Annotated in this window: 10 protein-coding genes; 6 read left to right on the forward strand and 4 right to left on the reverse strand. The window is 65.9% G+C overall.

Features of this window, described 5'->3' with window-relative positions; translation table 11 throughout:
* Positions 1 to 42 precede the first annotated feature (42 nt).
* Complete coding sequence (gene cra / locus BLT86_RS23505; RefSeq protein WP_092379950.1) at positions 43 to 1,029, reverse strand: catabolite repressor/activator; 987 nt, start codon at positions 1,027 to 1,029, stop codon at positions 43 to 45.
* Between the two features lie 238 nt (positions 1,030 to 1,267).
* On the opposite strand from cra, the gene ptsP reads away from it, so the two are divergent.
* From ptsP to BLT86_RS23525, 4 genes are all read left to right on the forward strand, one after another.
* Complete coding sequence (gene ptsP, locus BLT86_RS23510) at positions 1,268 to 4,129, forward strand: phosphoenolpyruvate--protein phosphotransferase (RefSeq protein ID WP_092379952.1); 2,862 nt, start codon at positions 1,268 to 1,270, stop codon at positions 4,127 to 4,129.
* Positions 4,129 to 5,049, forward strand: coding sequence for a 1-phosphofructokinase (pfkB, locus tag BLT86_RS23515; RefSeq protein WP_092379954.1), 921 nt, complete (start codon positions 4,129 to 4,131; stop codon positions 5,047 to 5,049). The genes ptsP and pfkB overlap by 1 nt, the downstream gene beginning before the upstream one ends.
* Before the next feature lie 12 nt (positions 5,050 to 5,061).
* Positions 5,062 to 6,789, forward strand: coding sequence for a fructose-specific PTS transporter subunit EIIC (locus BLT86_RS23520; protein ID WP_092379956.1), 1,728 nt, complete (start codon positions 5,062 to 5,064; stop codon positions 6,787 to 6,789).
* Positions 6,790 to 6,936: 147 nt separating this feature from the next.
* Positions 6,937 to 9,117, forward strand: coding sequence for a hypothetical protein (locus BLT86_RS23525; RefSeq protein ID WP_092379958.1), 2,181 nt, complete (start codon positions 6,937 to 6,939; stop codon positions 9,115 to 9,117).
* A 141-nt stretch (positions 9,118 to 9,258) separates the two neighbouring features.
* Here BLT86_RS23525 and cobB read toward each other — a convergent pair whose 3' ends face one another.
* The 3 genes from cobB to BLT86_RS23540 all read right to left on the reverse strand — a co-directional run bounded on the left by cobB (position 9,259) and on the right by BLT86_RS23540 (position 14,221).
* Positions 9,259 to 9,966, reverse strand: coding sequence for a Sir2 family NAD+-dependent deacetylase (gene cobB, locus BLT86_RS23530; protein ID WP_092379960.1), 708 nt, complete (start codon positions 9,964 to 9,966; stop codon positions 9,259 to 9,261).
* A 177-nt stretch (positions 9,967 to 10,143) separates the two neighbouring features.
* Complete coding sequence (locus tag BLT86_RS23535) at positions 10,144 to 10,851, reverse strand: response regulator (RefSeq protein ID WP_092379962.1); 708 nt, start codon at positions 10,849 to 10,851, stop codon at positions 10,144 to 10,146.
* The gene (locus tag BLT86_RS23540; RefSeq protein WP_092379964.1) at positions 10,826 to 14,221 is read right to left on the reverse strand and encodes an ATP-binding protein; all 3,396 of its coding nucleotides are present in this window, start codon (positions 14,219 to 14,221) and stop codon (positions 10,826 to 10,828) included. Before BLT86_RS23540 ends, BLT86_RS23535 begins: the two co-directional genes overlap by 26 nt.
* Positions 14,222 to 14,579: 358 nt before the next feature.
* On the opposite strand from BLT86_RS23540, the gene urtA reads away from it, so the two are divergent.
* Positions 14,580 to 15,812: an urea ABC transporter substrate-binding protein gene (gene urtA / locus BLT86_RS23545; RefSeq protein WP_092379966.1), complete on the forward strand. Its 1,233-nt coding sequence runs from the start codon at positions 14,580 to 14,582 to the stop codon at positions 15,810 to 15,812.
* Between the two features lie 98 nt (positions 15,813 to 15,910).
* Positions 15,911 to 16,828 (forward strand): urea ABC transporter permease subunit UrtB, encoded by a 918-nt coding sequence (urtB, locus tag BLT86_RS23550; protein ID WP_017678851.1) that lies wholly within the window; start codon positions 15,911 to 15,913, stop codon positions 16,826 to 16,828.
* Positions 16,829 to 16,910: the final 82 nt, after the last annotated feature.

Here is a 16,910-nt window from a genome sequence, read left to right on the forward strand (position 1 = left end):
CGTAGGGCGGGTGCAACCCGCCTCGGCCTCGAGGGCCAATATTCAGGCTCGGGCCTTGAAGCTGCGGCCGATGGCCTCGATGCCGGGCTGATAGTTGTTGTGCTCCACCGCCCGCAGTGTCCAGGCCAGCACGCGCTCGGCGATGCGTTCGTGTTGTTGGCTCATGGCATTGACCCGCAGCGGCAGAAAATCCAGCAACTGGGTATCGCCGAAGGTGGCTAGGCGCACTGAAGGCCATTGTTCGCTGCCCTGTTCGCGTAGCGCATCGAACACCCCTTCGAGCAGCACGTAGGCGGTGGTCAGCAAGGCATCCGGCGGGCCAACTTCATCCATCAGAGTCTTCATTTGCCGGTAGCCGCAGGCACGGCTGAACAGCTCGCCGTGGTAGACGCTGATGTGCCCGTCGAAACCCTTCAGTGCCGAACGGAAGCCGCGTTCGCGCGCCTGGCTGATGACCAGTTCCGCACGGGCGCCGAGCAGGGCGATATGCCGGGGTTTGGGCGTCAGCAGGCTTTCGGTCAGGGTGCGCCCGGCTTGTTCGTCATCGCTGACCACCGAGCGGATGTGAGTGGGCGACAGCGCGCGGTCCACGGCTACGACCGGCAGGCCGGCGGCGACGATGGCCGGATACAGCGGATCGTCCGCAGGCAGGCAGCTGGCGACGATCAGCGCCTCGCAGCGGCGTGAGCGGAACAGCTCGAGCAACTGCCGCTCGCTGCTCGGGTCATCGTCGGAGCTGGCGATCAGCAACTGATAGCCGGCGGCGCGCGCCTTCTGTTCGAGCAGCTTGGCCAGGCGCGCATAACTGGGGTTTTCCAGGTCCGGCAGGATGAAACCCAGGCAGCGGCTCTGCCCGCGGCGCAGGCTGGCGGCCTGCTGATCCGGACGATAGCCATGCGCCTCGACCACGGCCAAGACCCTGGCCACGGTCGCAGGGCTGATGCGCCGACGTTCGGCCTGGCCGTTGATCACGTAGCTGGCGGTGGTCACCGAGACCTGTGCCAGGCGGGCGATGTCGCTGAGTTTCACGGGCGCAGCACCATGCAGGGAAAGGATTTCGAGCGTGCGAGCGCGGCGAGTCTACACCGACTCGACGACGACTGGGCTTCAAGGATTACCCATTATCGGATAAGGTGCCAGCGTTTGATGAATCGTTTCAGCAATGTGATTCATCAGCTAGTCTTGAGGGTGTTTGGGTGTCGTAAGTGAGCGCCGAGCCCGTGAACACCCTTCTCAATCAGAACAAGAATCCAAGCCGGAGGCACCCATGCTCGAACTCGATGCCAGCCAAATCCAGATGGGCCGGGCGGCGGCGAACAAGGGCGAAGCCCTGGCCATGCTCGGCGATGCGCTGGCCAGTGCCGGCCTGGCCACTGCGGCTTACCTCGAAGGCCTGCAGGCGCGCGAAGCCCAGGGGTCGACCTTTCTCGGCCAGGGCATCGCCATCCCCCATGGCACACCGCAGACTCGCGATCAGGTGCTGCGCACCGGCGTCAGCCTGATCCAGTTCCCCGCGGGCGTGGACTGGGGCAACGGCCAGCAGGTGTACCTGGCCATCGCCATTGCCGCGCAATCCGACGAACACCTGCACCTGCTGCAACTGCTGACCCGCGCCCTCGGCGAGGGCGATTTGAGCCAGGCGCTGCGTGAAGCCCGCGAGCCGGCGCAGATACTCGAACTGCTGCAGGGCGCACCGCAGGCACTGGCACTGGACGGTCAACTGGTGGCGCTGGCGCAGCCCGCCGATGACTTCGACGAATTGCTCTGGCAGGGCGCGCGCCTGTTGCGCCAGGCCGGTTGTGCGCGCAGCGGCTTCGCCCTCGGGCTGGCGCGGGGCGAGCCGTTGCCGCTGGGCGATGGTCTGTGGTGGCTGCACAGCGAGGCCAGCGTCGAGCGCCCTGGTCTGGCGTTCGTCACACCGGCGCAGCCGCTGAGCTTTCGCGGTGAGGCACTGCGCGGCCTGTTCTGTCTGGCCAGCCAGGGCGAGGCGCATCGTCAGGCGCTGGAGCGGTTGTGCGATGTGCTGATCGGCGGTCGTGCAGCGGCGTTCAGCGAAGCCAGCGACAGCCGCCAGGTGATCGAGGCGTTGGGCGGTGAGGTGCCGCCGGACTGGCCCAGCCTCAGCGTGCCACTGCTCAATGCCCATGGTCTGCACGCGCGCCCGGCCAAGGCGCTGAGCGAACTGGCGCAGGGTTTCGCCGGTGAGATCCGCGTGCGTCTGCTCGGCGACAGCGGCGCCGGCGTATCGGCCAAGAGCCTCAGCCGCTTGTTGGCCTTGGGGGCGCGACGCGGGCAGATGCTTGAATTCAGCGCCGAACCGGCGATTGCCGACAGCGCCTTGCCGGCCATTCGTGCCGCTCTGGAAAGTGGCCTGGGCGAAGCCGTCGAGCCGCTGAGCGAAGCGTTGCCCGAGGTGGCTGCGCAGCTTGAGCCGGTCGAAGCGGTCGCCCCTGTTGCCGGTAGCCGTCTGCAGGCGGTCGGTGCCTCGCCCGGTATCGCCATCGGCCCGGCGCTGGTGCGTACGCCGCCGACCTTTGATTTCGCCGAGCAAGGCCAGGGTGTCGAGCAGGAACGCGGGCGACTGGATTCAGCTCTGGCCGCTGTCGCCGCGCAGATCCAGCGTCTGGTCGATGGCGCCGGTGTGGCGAGCATCCGGGAAATCTTCAGTGCTCACCTGGCCATGCTCGCCGATCCGGCGCTGCGTGAAGACGTCGACGCCCGCCTGGCCAAGGGCGCGAGCGCCGAGGCGGCCTGGCAGGTCGAGGTCGAGGCGGCGGCCAAGCGTCAGGAGGCGCTGCATGACCCATTGCTGGCCGAGCGAGCAGCGGACCTGCGTGATATCGGCAACCGTGTGCTGGCGCATCTGTGTGGCGTAGAGCTGCTCAGCGAGCCGAACGAGCCGTACATCCTGGTGATGGCTGAAGTCGTGCCGTCGGACGTCGCTAGCCTCGACCGTCAGCGCGTGGCCGGCATCCTCACCGCTCGCGGTGGCGCCACCGCGCACAGCGCGATCATCGCTCGCGCCCTGGGGATTCCCGCCGTGGTCGGTGCCGGCGATGGCGTGCTGGCGCTGGCGCAAGGCACGCCGCTGCTGCTCGATGGCGACAGCGGCCTGCTGCGCATCGCCCCGGATGCGGCCGAGCGCGACCAGGCGCTGCATGAACGTGAGACGGCGCAGCAGCGTCGCGAGCAGGCGCATGCCGAGCGCTTCAGCGAAGCGCAGACCCGTGACGGTGTGCGTGTGGAAGTGGCGGCCAATATCGGTGCCAGCGGTGAAACCGCCGACGCCGTGGAGCTGGGCGCGGAAGCGGTGGGCCTGCTGCGCACCGAGCTGGTGTTCATGGAGCATGCCCAGGCGCCGGATCACGCCGCGCAGGAGCGCGAATACCGGCGCGTACTCGATGCCCTCGCCGGTCGGCCGCTGGTGGTGCGCACCCTGGATGTCGGCGGCGATAAACCCCTGCCGTACTGGCCGATGCCGGCCGAGGAAAACCCCTTCCTCGGTGTGCGTGGCATTCGCCTGAGCCTGCAGCGTCCGGAGATTCTCGAAACCCAGCTGCGCGCCTTGCTCGCCTCGGCCGATGGCCGGCCGCTGCGGATCATGTTCCCCATGGTCGGTTCGGTGGAGGAGTGGCGTGCGGCACGTGACATGGTGCAGCGGCTGCGCGAAGAGATCGAAGTAAGCGACCTGCAGGTCGGCATCATGATCGAAGTGCCCTCGGCAGCGTTGTTGGCGCCGGTGCTGGCGCGCGAGGTGGACTTCTTCAGCATCGGCACCAATGACCTGACCCAGTACTGCCTGGCCATCGACCGCGGCCATCCGCAGCTGTCGGCGCAGGCCGATGGCCTGCATCCCGCCGTGCTGCGCCTGATCGAGATGACCGTGACTGCAGCTCATGCCCAGGGCAAGTGGGTCGGCATCTGCGGCGAACTGGCCAGTGACCGTCTGGCCGTGCCGCTGCTGGTGGGGCTTGGCGTGGACGAACTGAGCGTGACGCCACGCTCGATTGCCCTGGTCAAGGCCCGTGTGCGCGAGCTGGACAGCCGCCAGGCGCGAACCCTGGCTGACCGTGCCCTGACCCTGGACAGTGCCAGCGCCGTGCGTGCGCTGGTGGCGGAGATGCACTGATGGCCCGAATTCTGACCCTGACCCTGAACCCGGCGCTGGACCTGACTCTGCGTCTTGACCGTCTGCAGCCCGGCGCGATCAACCGCTGCCATGAGCTGCGCAGTCACGCCGCCGGCAAGGGCCTGAACGTCGCCCAGGTGCTGGCCGACCTTGGCCACAGCCTGAGCGTTGCTGGCTTTCTCGGGCGCGCCAACGCGGCGCCGTTCGAGAGCCTGATGCACAAGCGCGGTTTTCACGATCTGTTCGTCCGTGTGCCGGGGGAGACGCGCAGCAATATCAAACTGGCCGAAGCCGACGGCTGCATCACCGACCTCAACGGCCCCGGCCCGCAGGTCGAGGCTGAGCACCTGGAGCGCCTGGAGGCTGAGCTGGAGCCGCTGCTCGCCGGGCATGACGCCGTGGTAGTGGCCGGCAGCCTGCCGCGTGGCGTCAGCGCGCAATGGTTCGCCGGCTTGCTGCGGCGGATCAAGGCCAGCGGCGTGCCGCTGGCGGTCGATAGCAGTGGTGCTGCCCTGCAGGCGGCGCTGGGCGTCGCCCCGTGGCTGATCAAACCCAACGAAGAAGAGCTGGCCGAGGTATGCGGCAGCGATCTGCCTGCCGCCGTGCAGACGCTGCGTGCGCAGGGTATCGAGCACGTGCTGCTGTCGCGCGGCGCTGCTGGCGTCGACTGGCACGGCCCGGACATCGCCCTGCGCGCCATACCGCCGCGTGTCGAGGTCGCCAGTACGGTCGGCGCCGGTGATTCGCTGCTGGCGGCCAGCCTGCACGGCCTGCTCGAAGGCTGGCCAGCCGAACGCACCTTGCGTCTGGCCACGGCGGTGGCGGCGCAGGCGGTCACCCAGATCGGCTTCGGCATCCATGATCGCGAGCAGCTGGCCCGTCTTGAAGCGGCCGTGCACTTGCACTCCATAGAAGAATAAGAGGCACCCACCATGAATCTGCTGATCGTCACCGCCTGCCCCAATGGCCAGGTCACCAGCGTGCTGTGTTCGCGCCTGTTGCAGGCTGCAGCCGAGCGCCTGGGCTGGCAAACCCGTGTCGAGGTGCACGACGCGCGCGCGATTGGTTCGCCATTGAGCGAGGCGCAGATCGCCGCGGCCGACTGGGTGCTGGTGGTCAAGACCGGTGAGCTGCCGCTGAGCCGCTTTGCCGGCAAGCGCCTGTTTCAGGCCACGCCGGCCGAGGCACTGGCCGACCCGCAGCGTTTTCTGCGTGAGGCCGCCGAGCGTGCTCAGCCCTATGGTGAAAACAGAGAACCCGTCCCGAGCGGGCGTCGTCGGCTGGTCGCTGTCACTGCCTGCCCGACCGGCGTAGCGCACACCTTCATGGCCGCCGAAGCGCTGCAGCAGGCGGCGCTGCGCATGGGCATCGAGTTGCAGGTGGAAACCCGCGGTTCGGTCGGCGCGCGCAACCTGCTCGACGATGCCGCCATCGCAGCTGCCGATGCCGTGCTGCTGGCCACCGATATCGAGGTGGACACCAGCCGTTTCGCCGGCAAGAAGGTCTACCGCTGTGGCACCGGCGTGGCACTGAAACAGCCGCAAAAGACGCTCGAACGGGCGCTCAGCGAGGCGCGACCGCTGAGCGAAGCCGCGCCAGCCGAGGGGAAGGCCGTCGCCAGTAGTGGCGAGAAAACCGGCCCCTACAAGCACCTGCTCACCGGTGTTTCCTACATGCTGCCGATGGTGGTGGCCGGCGGTCTGTTGATCGCCCTCTCGTTCGTCTTCGGTATCGAGGCGTTCAAGGAGGAGGGCACCTTGGCCGCTGCGCTGATGCAGATCGGTGGCGACGCCGCATTCAAGCTGATGGTGCCGGTGCTGGCCGGCTATATCGCCTATTCCATTGCCGACCGCCCGGGCCTGGCACCGGGGATGATCGGCGGGTTGTTGGCCAGTTCGCTGGGGGCCGGCTTCATCGGCGGCATCATCGCCGGTTTCCTTGCCGGCTATTCGGCCAAGGCCATCGCCCATTGGGTGCGCCTGCCGGCCAGCGTCGAGGCGCTCAAACCGATTCTGATCATCCCGCTGGTGGCCAGCCTGTTTACCGGGCTGGTGATGATCTATCTGGTTGGCAGTCCGGTAGCAGGCATGCTCGCAGGGCTTACTGCCTTTCTCGATGGCATGGGCAGCACCAATGCGATCCTGCTGGGTGTGCTGCTCGGCGGCATGATGTGCGTCGATCTCGGCGGGCCGATCAACAAGGCGGCCTATGCCTTCTCCGTCGGCCTGCTGGCCTCGAGCAGTTATGCGCCGATGGCCGCGACCATGGCGGCCGGCATGGTGCCGCCGATCGGCATGGCCATCGCTACCGTGCTGGCACGGCGCAAGTTCGCCCAGAGCGAACGTCAGGCTGGCAAGGCCGCCGGGGTGCTGGGGCTGTGCTTCATCTCCGAAGGGGCGATTCCGTTCGCCGCCAAGGACCCGCTGCGAGTGATCCCGGCCAGTATTGCCGGCGGCGCACTGACCGGCGCGCTGTCGATGTACTTCGGCTGCAAGCTGATGGCGCCGCACGGCGGTCTGTTCGTGCTGCTGATTCCCAACGCCATCAATCACGCGTTGCTCTACCTGCTCGCCATCGTCGCTGGCAGCCTGGTCACTGGCGTGCTCTATGCGCTGATCAAGCAGTCCGAGGCGCAGCCGCTGGCGGTTGGGGCGCAATAAGCGCAGGGTCCGTTGCCTCGGTTACACTGAGTTGAACAGCGCCGGACAAGTAGGAGTCTGTTGAAGGGGGCGGTGCGCCGATGCGCTGCGATGGCCCCCTTTGGCTTCGTGGCGCAGTCGCCCCCACAAAGAAAGGATCCTCTGTAGATGACTCAAGCTCTCGCGCATCGCTGGCGCTTCTTCCGTGCCGGCGGCTTCGATCAGGTGCAACTGGAAACCCCGGCCGACCTCGCCGCCCTGCGCGGCCTGGACCAGAAACTCTGGGCCAGCCTGGCCTGCCCGGTGAACAACCTGGAGCTGGATCGGCGCATGCTGCAATACATCGATCTGAACCAGGACGGTCGTATCCGTGCTCCGGAAATTCTCGATGTGGTGGATTGGACCCTGGCGCGCCTGCGTGATCCGGCCGTGCTGTTTCAAGACGGCCCGTTGCTGCTCGCGTCGCTCACCGACGATGCCGAAGGCGCCCGCCTGCGTCTGGCTGCGCAGCGTCTGTTGGGCGTACTCGGGCGTCCCGACGCCGAGAGCCTGACACCGGCCGATACCGCTGATCTGGCATTGCTGTTCCCGCCTCACGAATCCAATGGCGATGGCCTGGTGCCAGCCAGCATGACCGATGATGCCGAGCTCAAGGCCGCCATCGCCGACATCATCGCCTGCCTGGGTGCACAGACCGACCGCAGTGGCGAGCCCGCCATCGGTGCCGAGCAGATCACCGCTTTCTTCGATCAGGCGCGTCAGCTGCATGCCTGGCATGCGCGTGCCGCCGAGCAGGGACTGGATGCTTTCGGTGAAGGCACGGTGGCGGCGGTCGAGGCGCTGAGTGCCGTGCGTGCCAAGATCGACGATTACTTCACCCGCGTGGCCATGGCCGAGTTCGACCCGCGTGCAGCCGCCCTGATGAACGCCAGGGAAGAGGAGCTGGTGCGTCTGGCATCGCTGTCATTGGCCGATGCTGGCGAAGTGGCCGGTCTGCCCCTGGCGGTGGTGCAGCATGGCGACGAATTGCCGCTGAGCAAGGGCCTCAACCCGGCCTGGCAGCACGCCGTCGATGAATTCCGCCAGCGTGTGGTGGTGCCGGTGTATGGCGAGCAGGACAGCCTGTCGCGCGAGCAGTGGCAGCATCTGGTCGCGCTGTGCGGCAACTACCTGGCCTGGCGCGCCGAGACGCCGAAAGTGGCGATTGCCGAGGTGCTCGAGCGCGGACGTATTCTCGAACTGGTGGAGCAGGGGGCCGAAGCGCGCCTGCTGGCGCTGGTGGAAGAGGACAAGACCGTGGCCGAAGCGGCGGACGGGCTGGTCGAGCTGGACAAGCTGATTCGCCTGCGTCATGGCCTGGTCCGACTGCTGCGCAACTTCGTGTCTTTCCAGGCCTTTTATTCGCGGCAGGAAAAGGCCGTGTTCCAGGCTGGCGTCCTCTATATCGACGGCAAGAGTTGCGAGCTGGTGGTTGAGGTCGGTGATGTCGAGGCCCATGCCAAGGTGGCGGCGGCCAGCGACTGCTTCCTGCTCTACTGCGCCTGCACCCGTCGCGGCGAGCCGGTGCGGGGCAAGGAGGCGCTGAACATCGTGGTGGCGGTGACCGCCGGTAGCGAGGGCGACCTGCAGGCCGGTCGCCATGGTCTGTTCTACGACCGCGACGGTAACGACTGGGATGCCACTGTGGTCAAGGTGGTACAGCATGCGATCAGCATTCGCGAGGCGTTCTGGTCGCCGTATCGGCGCGTTTCCACGTTGGTGTCCGATCAGGTGCAGAAGCTGGCGGCCAGTCGCGACGCCGACATGGTCAACAAGACTGTGGCCAAGGTCGGCGAAACTGGCGCCGCGCCGGCAGCGACGCCGGCACCTGCGTTCGACATCGCCAAGTTCGCCGGTATCTTCGCCGCCATCGGCCTCGCCGTCGGTGCCCTGGGCACGGCGCTGGCTGCGGTGGTCACCGGGATTCTATCGCTGGTCTGGTGGCAGATCCCGCTACTGTTTCTCTGCGTGCTGCTGGCCATCTCCGGCCCGGCCATGCTGCTGGCCTGGTTCAAGCTGCGCCGGCGCAGTCTGGGGCCGATCCTCGACGGCAACGGCTGGGCGGTGAATGCCCAGGCGCGCATCAGCATTCCCTTCGGCACTGCGCTGACGCAGATGGCGGAACTGCCCAAGGGTAGCGACCGTGCGCTGCGCGACCCCTATGCCAACAAGCCGGTGCTGTGGCCCTGGATTATCGCCCTGCTGCTGGCGCTGGGGCTGGGCTACTACGCCTGGAGCAACGGCGCGTTCAGCCCGGCGCCAGAGGCACCGGCCGAAGCGGCGGCGCCGGTGCAGGATTCCGCCAGCTAGGGGGTACTGCCTGGCGTCGGGCTCTTTGTAGGAGCGGCTTCAGCCGCGAAAGCTGTTCGCGGCTAAAGCCGCTCCTACGGGTTGGAATGCTCAGTCGGCCAGCCATTTGTGTATTGGCGGGTTTCGCCCACCCGTTCTCTCTCAGCCGGCCAATAGCTCCGCCACCCAGCGCGGCAGCTGTTCGGTAGCCGGGCCATAGCGTTTCTCGGCGAACAGCGAATGGCCCTGGCTTGGCTCTAAGTTGATCTCCAGCGTATGCGCGCCGGCCCGGCGCGCCTGTTCGACGAAACCCGCTGCCGGGTAGACGTGCCCGGAGGTGCCGATGCTGACGAACAGCTCGCACTGCTCCAGCGCGTCGTAGATGCGCTCCATGTGATAGGGCATCTCGCCGAACCAGACGATATCCGGACGCAAGGTGCCGACCAGGCCGCAGCAGGTGCATGCCTGGCCGACCGGCATGTCCTCCAGTAGTGGGAAGCGCTGCTGGCTGTTGCTGCACAGCATCGACTGCAACTCGCCGTGCATGTGCAGCAGGTTCCTGGAGCCGGCGCGCTCGTGCAGGTTGTCGACGTTCTGCGTGACCAGCAGGAATTCTCCCTGCCAGCCGGCCTCCAGCTCGGCCAGGGCCAGATGCCCGGCATTCGGTGCGATGGCCGGATCGCGCAGCTGGGCGCGGCGCATGTCGTAGAAGCGCTGCACCAGTGCCGGATCGCGGGCAAAGCCTTCGGGTGTCGCCACCTCTTCGATGCGGTGGTCTTCCCAGAGGCCGTCAGCGGCGCGGAAGGTGCGAATGCCGCTCTCGGCGGAGATACCGGCGCCGGTGAGAATGACAATATTGGGATGGGGCATGGCGGCTCCGAAGACAGGTGCATTGCTGCAACTCTAAGCCAATTCCGCACACCCTACATGTTGGTCAGAATGGTAGCCCGGATGAAATCCGGGAAGCACCAGCACATCGCTCCCGGATTGCATCCGGGCTACTTGGTTGCTGGCCTTGGAGCAAGACGACATACGTGGGGTCTTGGGTCATCCCCACTCGCTCATTGCCGCCAGCGCCACCGAGGCGGCGGCGGTGCGGGTTTCCACGCCGAGTTTCACGTAGACGTGCTCGAGGTGCTTGTTCACCGTGCGTGGGCTGAGGCCGAGAATGTCGCCGATATCGCGGTTGGTCTTGCCGCAGGCGACCCAGCGCAGCACCTGCACCTCGCGCTCGGTGAGCTGGAAGCGCGCCGATAGCTTGGCATACGCCGGGGCATCGTCGAGGCTGAGGCTGACCGGCTTCGATGCAGCACGCGCGGCCTGGAGTATGCGTGCCGTGCGCAGATGCGAGGCGACACGGGCGAGTACCTCCTCGGGGTTGATCGGCTTGGTCACGTAGTCGATGCCGCCCGCCTCGAAGCCTTGCACCACATGTTCGCTATCGGTCAGGGCGGTCATGAACAGCACCGGAATATCGGCGCTGCTCGGCTCGGCCTTGATACGTCGGCAGGTCTCGAAACCATCCAGCCCCGGCATCATCGCGTCGAGCAGGATCAGGTCGGGCCTACGCCGCTGGATCCGGCCTAAAGCGCTTACACCGTCCAGCGCGACCAGCACCATGTAGCCGGCGTCGTCGAGAGCGTCGGAGAGCAGCGCGAGGTTGTCCGGTGTGTCGTCGACGATGAGGATGATGCCGCGCTCGGCCGACAGGCTGGCGGGCGAGCACGACTCAGGCTGGTGGAGTGGCGCATTCATGTTCGGCCTCCTTCAGTTGGCGGTTGAATTCATCGAGCTGGAAGTTCTTCACCAGTAGGCGCAAGGCGGCGGTGAAGCCCGCGCAGGCCGGGTCGCGCTGGTCGATATCGTCCAGGCGTTGCTGGATGCCGCGCACGTAACCCAGAGCGCCCAGTTCGCGTAGTGCCTGCAGGTCATCGCTGCCCGGCAACGTCATGCACATGGCGGGCGCCGCTGGCTCCTGGGTGCGGCGCAGCCAGGTCAGGCCGAGCTGCTGCTGGATGCGCTCGAGCAACTGCGGGGTGTACACCGGTTTGGCCAGGTAGTCGTCGCAGTCGGCGGCGATGCTGCGTTCGCGGTCGTCGGTGAACGCATTGGCGGAGATCACGATGATCGGCGCCTGGCAGCGTGTGTTGCGGCGAATCAGGCGACTGGTTTCCCAGCCGTCCATTTGCGGCATGGACAGGTCCATCAGGATCAACGCCGGGTTGTGCAGCGCTACCTGGCGAATCGCCTCCTGGCCGCTGGCGGCCTGGATCACCTCGAAGCCCAGCGGCTCGAGCATGCCGGCGAGCACGCGGCGATGTTCGAGGTGATCGTCCACTACCAGAAGCAGACGGCGTTCACCCTGGTAGCCGGTGATGTCGTGCTCGACGTGTACCACCGCTTGCGGCACACGTACTTCGGAGAGGAACAGGCGGACCTGGAAGCGCGTGCCTTGGTCAGGTTCGCTGTGCACCGAGAGCTCGCCGCCCATCAATGAGGTGAGCATGCGGGTGATGGTCAGGCCTAGGCCGACACCGTTGTCCTGGCGCATCAGGTCGCCGCGTTCGAACGGCTGGAAGATCCGTTCGATCTGTTCCGGGGCGATGCCAATGCCGGTGTCGATGATCTCGAAAGTGGCGGTCTCGCGCATGTAGCCCACGCGCAGACGCACCTCGCCGCGCTCGGTAAAGCGCACGGCGTTGCCCAGCAGGTTGATCAGGATCTGCCGCACGCGCTTCTCGTCACCGCGCACTACTGCCGGCATGCGGCCGATGCATTCGAGGCGAAAGCGCAGGCCTTTCTCGGCCGCCTGCGGGGTGAACATGCGTTCGATCTGGTCGATGAATTCCGGGAAGGGAATTTCCGCCAGTTCCAGGTGCAGTTTGCCGGCTTCGATCTTGGCCACGTCGAGCAGGCCGTCGATCAGCGACAGCAGGTGCGAACCGCTACGCAGGATGGTCGCCAGGGCGTCCTGGTGCTGGCTCGGCATGGCCGCGTCGCGCTGCAGGATCTGGGTGTAGCCCAGGATGCTGTTGAGCGGCGTGCGCAATTCGTGCGATAGCCCGGTGACGTAGCGGCTCTTCGCTGCGTTGGCGGATTCCGCCGCTTCCTTGGCCTGTTGCAGGGCTTCGTCGGTCTTGCGGTGGGCTTCGATCTCCTGCATCAGCAGCAGGGTCTGTCGATCCGACTCCTCCTGCGCCACGCGGCGGCTTTCGCGGGTCAATACCAGCCACCAGGCGAGCATGGCAGCGAACAACGAGAGGGTCAGAAAGGCCTTGAGGAAAGCCTGGAACAGGGTCTGGCGGACTTCCGGTTCCTGCGTCAGCAGGCTCAGCGATACCTGGCTGTAGATCAGCGCGAGCGCGCCGAACAGCATCAGCACCAGCAGGCTCAGCAGGCCCAGGTACTGCGCCAGACGGCTGTGCAGACGTGGGATGGAAACGCGCGGGAAGAGCCAGCCGATGAAGTCGTCGAGCTGATCGCTCAGGCGGGCTCTGGGTTTGCAGCGATCCTCGCAGCGTGCGTCGAGCGAGCAGCACAGCGAGCAGATGGGCGCGCCGTAGGCGGGGCAGTATGCGGTGTCCGGTTCTTCGAAACGGTTGTTGCACAGACCGCACTGCACCTGGCCGGCTTCGGTATGGGGATAGAGCAGGTGCGGCTGGCGCTCGCGGGCGATGTAGTAGCGCCCGCCAGTGAGCCAGGCCAACAGCGGCGCCAGCAGGAATGCCGAACCCAGTGCCACGGCTGGCGAAGCCGCTTGTGCCAGGGCGCCGAACAGGCCGCCGTGGGCGAGCACCGAGAGCAGGGAGGCGATCAGCATGGCACCGACGCCCACCGGGTTGATGTCGTAGAGGTGTGCGCGCTTGAACTCGATGTATTTCGGCGACAGGCCCAGCGGCTTGTTGATCACCAGGTCGGCCACCAGCGCGCCGATCCAGGCAATGGCGATATTGGCGTAGAGACCGAGTACCTCCTCGATCGCTTCGAACACGCCCAGCTCCATCAGCATCAGGGCGATGGCCACGTTGAACACCAGCCACACCACGCGACCGGGGTGGCTGTGGGTGATGCGGGCGAAGAAGTTCGACCAGGCCAGCGAGCCGGCGTAGGCGTTGGTGACGTTGATCTTCACCTGGCTGACGATGACGAACAGCACCATGGCCGCCAGTGCCCATTGTGGCGAGGCGAACACGTAGTTGAAGGCCACCAGGTACATCTGCGTCGGCTCGGCGGCGCGTTCCATGGGGATTTCATGCTGCAGGGCGAGAAAGGCGAGGAAGGCGCCGGCGAGCATCTTCAGCGCGCCGGGGATGATCCAACCGGGGCCGGCCAGCAGCAGCGCCGTCCACCAGCGCACGCGGTTGGCACGGGTTTTTTCCGGCAGGAAGCGCAGGTAGTCGACCTGCTCGCCGATCTGCGTGATCAGGGCCAGGGCGACGGTGCAGGCGGCGCCGAAATGCAGCAGGTTGAAGCTGCCGGGTTCGCCCTCACGGCCGGCGAAGCTGGTCCAGTCCGACAGTGCCTCGGGGTTCTTGGCGATGACGAACACATAGGGCAGCACCAGCAGAAACAGCCACACGGGCTGCGTCCACATCTGTAGACGGTTGATCAGGGTGATGCCGTAGGCCACCAGCGGAATGATGATGATCGAGCAGATCACGTAGGCCAGGGCCAGCGGGATGTTGAAGTACAGCTCCAGCGCCAGCGCCATGATCGCCGCCTCGAGGGCGAAGAACAGGAAGGTGAAGCTGGCGTAGATCAGCGAGGTGATGGTCGAGCCGATGTAGCCGAAGCCGGCGCCACGGGTCAGCAGGTCCATGTCCAGGCCGGAGCGGGCGGCGTAGTAGCTGATCGGCAGGCCGGTGAGGAAGATCACCAGGCTGACCGCGAGGATCGCCCACAGGGTATTGGTGAAGCCGTAGGACAGCGCCAAGGCGCCGCCGATGGCTTCCAGGGCGAGGAACGACACGGCGCCGAGCGCGGTGTTGGCGATGCGCAGTTCCGACCATTTGCGGAACGACCTGGGCGTGAAGCGCAGGGCGTAATCCTCCATGGTCTCGTCGGCGACCCAGGCGTTGTAGTCGCGGCGAATCTTGATGATGCGCTGGGTGCCGGTTGGTTGCACGGGCGGTTCCTGCTGGCGTTATCGGGTAAGACCGTCCCTGTCGCGCGTCTCTGTAGGAGCCGGCTTGCCGGCGATCTGCGTGACCCAGGAAGGGCGCATCGCCCGCAAGCGGGCTCCTGCGGTGCGTTGAAATTGCAACTTCCATGCCCCGGCTCGGCGAGGCCTCTGCCGCGCGCGCGAGCTTCTGTCTGCCTGGTTGTTCTGCGCGCAGCTTGCACCAGCGTGGCGCAAGGCGCTGTACGTCAGATGACGTATGCCCTTACGTCATGCTGCGTATACCCCGCTCGGCGGGGGCAAACGCATCCTTGCTGCGAAGCCGGCGTGGTTCGGCACGAATAACCAGCACAGGAGCACGACCATGGACTCTCAACCGATTCGACTTCTTCCTCGCCGGCTGGCGGTGGGGGCGGCAGCGCTCTCGCTGCTGGCGGCCAGCCTGTTCAGCCATGTGGCCAGCGCCGAGGTGAATACCACCGGCCTGGCGGTGACCGACAGCGAGGTCACGGTCGGCATTCTGCATTCGGCGACCGGCACCATGGCCATTTCCGAAACCGGTTCGATCCAGGCCGAGCGCCTGGCCATCGAGCAGATCAACGCCAGTGGTGGTGTGCTCGGCCGGCAGATCAAGGTCATTCAGGAAGATGGGGCTTCCGACTGGCCGACCTTCGCCGAGAAGGCACGTAAGCTGCTGGTCGGCGACAAGGTCGCCACCGTGTTTGGCTGCTGGACCTCGGCCTCGCGCAAGGCGGTGCTGCCGGTGTTCGAGAAGGAAAACGGCTTGCTCTACTACCCGACCTTCTACGAAGGCCTGGAGCAGTCGAAGAACGTTATCTACACCGGCCAGGAAGCGACCCAGCAGATCCTCGCGGGCCTCGACTGGGTCGCCAAGGAGAAGGGCGCCAAGACCTTCTACCTGCTGGGCTCGGACTACATCTGGCCGCGCACCTCGATGAAGATCGCGCGCAAGCACATCGAGAACGTGCTCGGCGGCAAGGTCGTCGGCGAAGAGTACTACCCGCTGGGCAACACCCAGTTCGGCTCGCTGATCAACAAGATCAAGCTGCGCAAACCTGACGTGGTGTTCGCTGCCGTGGTCGGTGGCTCCAACGTCGCCTTCTACAAGCAGATGAAGGCCGCCGGCGTGACTGCCGACAAGCAGACCCTGCTGACCCTGTCGGTGACCGAAGATGAGCTGCTGGGTATCGGCGGCGAGAACATGGCCGGCTTCTACGCCTCGATGAAGTACTTCCAGAGTCTGGACAACCCGAACAACGCCGCCTTCGTCGAGGCCTTCAAGGCCAAGTACGGCCAGGACGCGGTGATCGGTGATGTGACCCAGGCCGCCTACCTCGGCCCATGGTTGTGGAAAGCCGCGGTGGAGAAGGCCGGCAGCTTCGACATCGACAAGGTGGTTGCCGCTTCCCCGGGCATCGAGCTGGACACCGCGCCGGAAGGCTACGTCAAGGTGCATGACAACCATCACCTGTGGAGCAAGACCCGCATCGGTGAAGTGCAGAAAGACGGTCAGTTCAAGGTGGTGTTCGAGTCCGACCTGATCGAGCCGAACCCCTTCCCGGCAGGCTACCAGTAAGCAACACCCTCTCGCGGGAACCGGCTTGCCGGCGATGAATGGATCGCCGGCAAGCCGGCTCCTACCGGCTTTTCTGTTTTCTTCTGGAGACCATCGACATGGAATGGCTATCGGAATTCGGCGCCATCGCAGCCATGCAGGGGTTCAACGGTTTGTCCGTGTTCTGCGTGCTGCTGCTGATGGCTCTGGGGCTGGCGATCATCTTCGGCCAGATGGGCGTGATCAACATGGCCCATGGCGAGTTTCTCACCATCGGCGCCTACACCACCTTCGTGGTGTCCTCGCTGACGTCCAGCTACGCACCGGCCTTCGGGCCTTACTATTTCTTCCTCGCGATCATTCTCTCGTTCTTCATCGCCGGCGCCATCGGCTGGCTGGTGGAGTGGGCGATGATCAGCAAGCTCTACCAGCGTCCGCTGGATACCCTGCTGGCTACCTGGGGCCTGTCCCTGGTGATGCAGCAGGGCTTTCGCTCGATCTTCGGCGCGCGTGAAGTCAGTGCCACGTTGCCGGACTGGCTGATGGGGTCGTGGAACCCGACCGAGGCCATCGACATTCCGCGTAACGGCCTGTTCGTCATGGGCCTGACCCTGCTGCTCACTGCGCTGCTGTTTCTGATGATCTACCGCTCGCGCTGGGGCCTACAGGTACGCGCCACCATGCAGAATCGGGTGATGGCGCGCTCTGTGGGCATCAATACCAAGCGCGTCGACCGCATGACCTTCGCCCTCGGCTGCGGCGTCGCCGGCGTTGCTGGCGCGGCCTTCACCACCATCGGTTCGACCGGGCCGACCGCAGGTTCGCTGTACATCGTCGACACCTTCCTGGTGGTGGTGTTCGGCGGCGCCTCCAGCCTGCTCGGCACCATCGCCTCGGCGTTCAGCATCGCCCAGGCGCAATCGCTGCTGGAGTTCTTCACCAGTGGTTCGATGGCCAAGGTACTGACCCTGTCCGCCGTGGTGCTGATCCTCATGCTTCGTCCACAGGGTTTGTTCTCGGCCAAGGTGCGCAAATGAAAAGTAGGAGCCCGCTTGCGGGCGATTGCAAACCTGTTCATCGCCCGCAAGCGGGCTCCTACGGGACTGTTGAATTGAGGGC

The sequence above is a fragment of the Pseudomonas sihuiensis genome (genome assembly GCF_900106015.1).
Classification (GTDB): Bacteria; Pseudomonadota; Gammaproteobacteria; order Pseudomonadales; family Pseudomonadaceae; genus Aquipseudomonas; species Aquipseudomonas sihuiensis.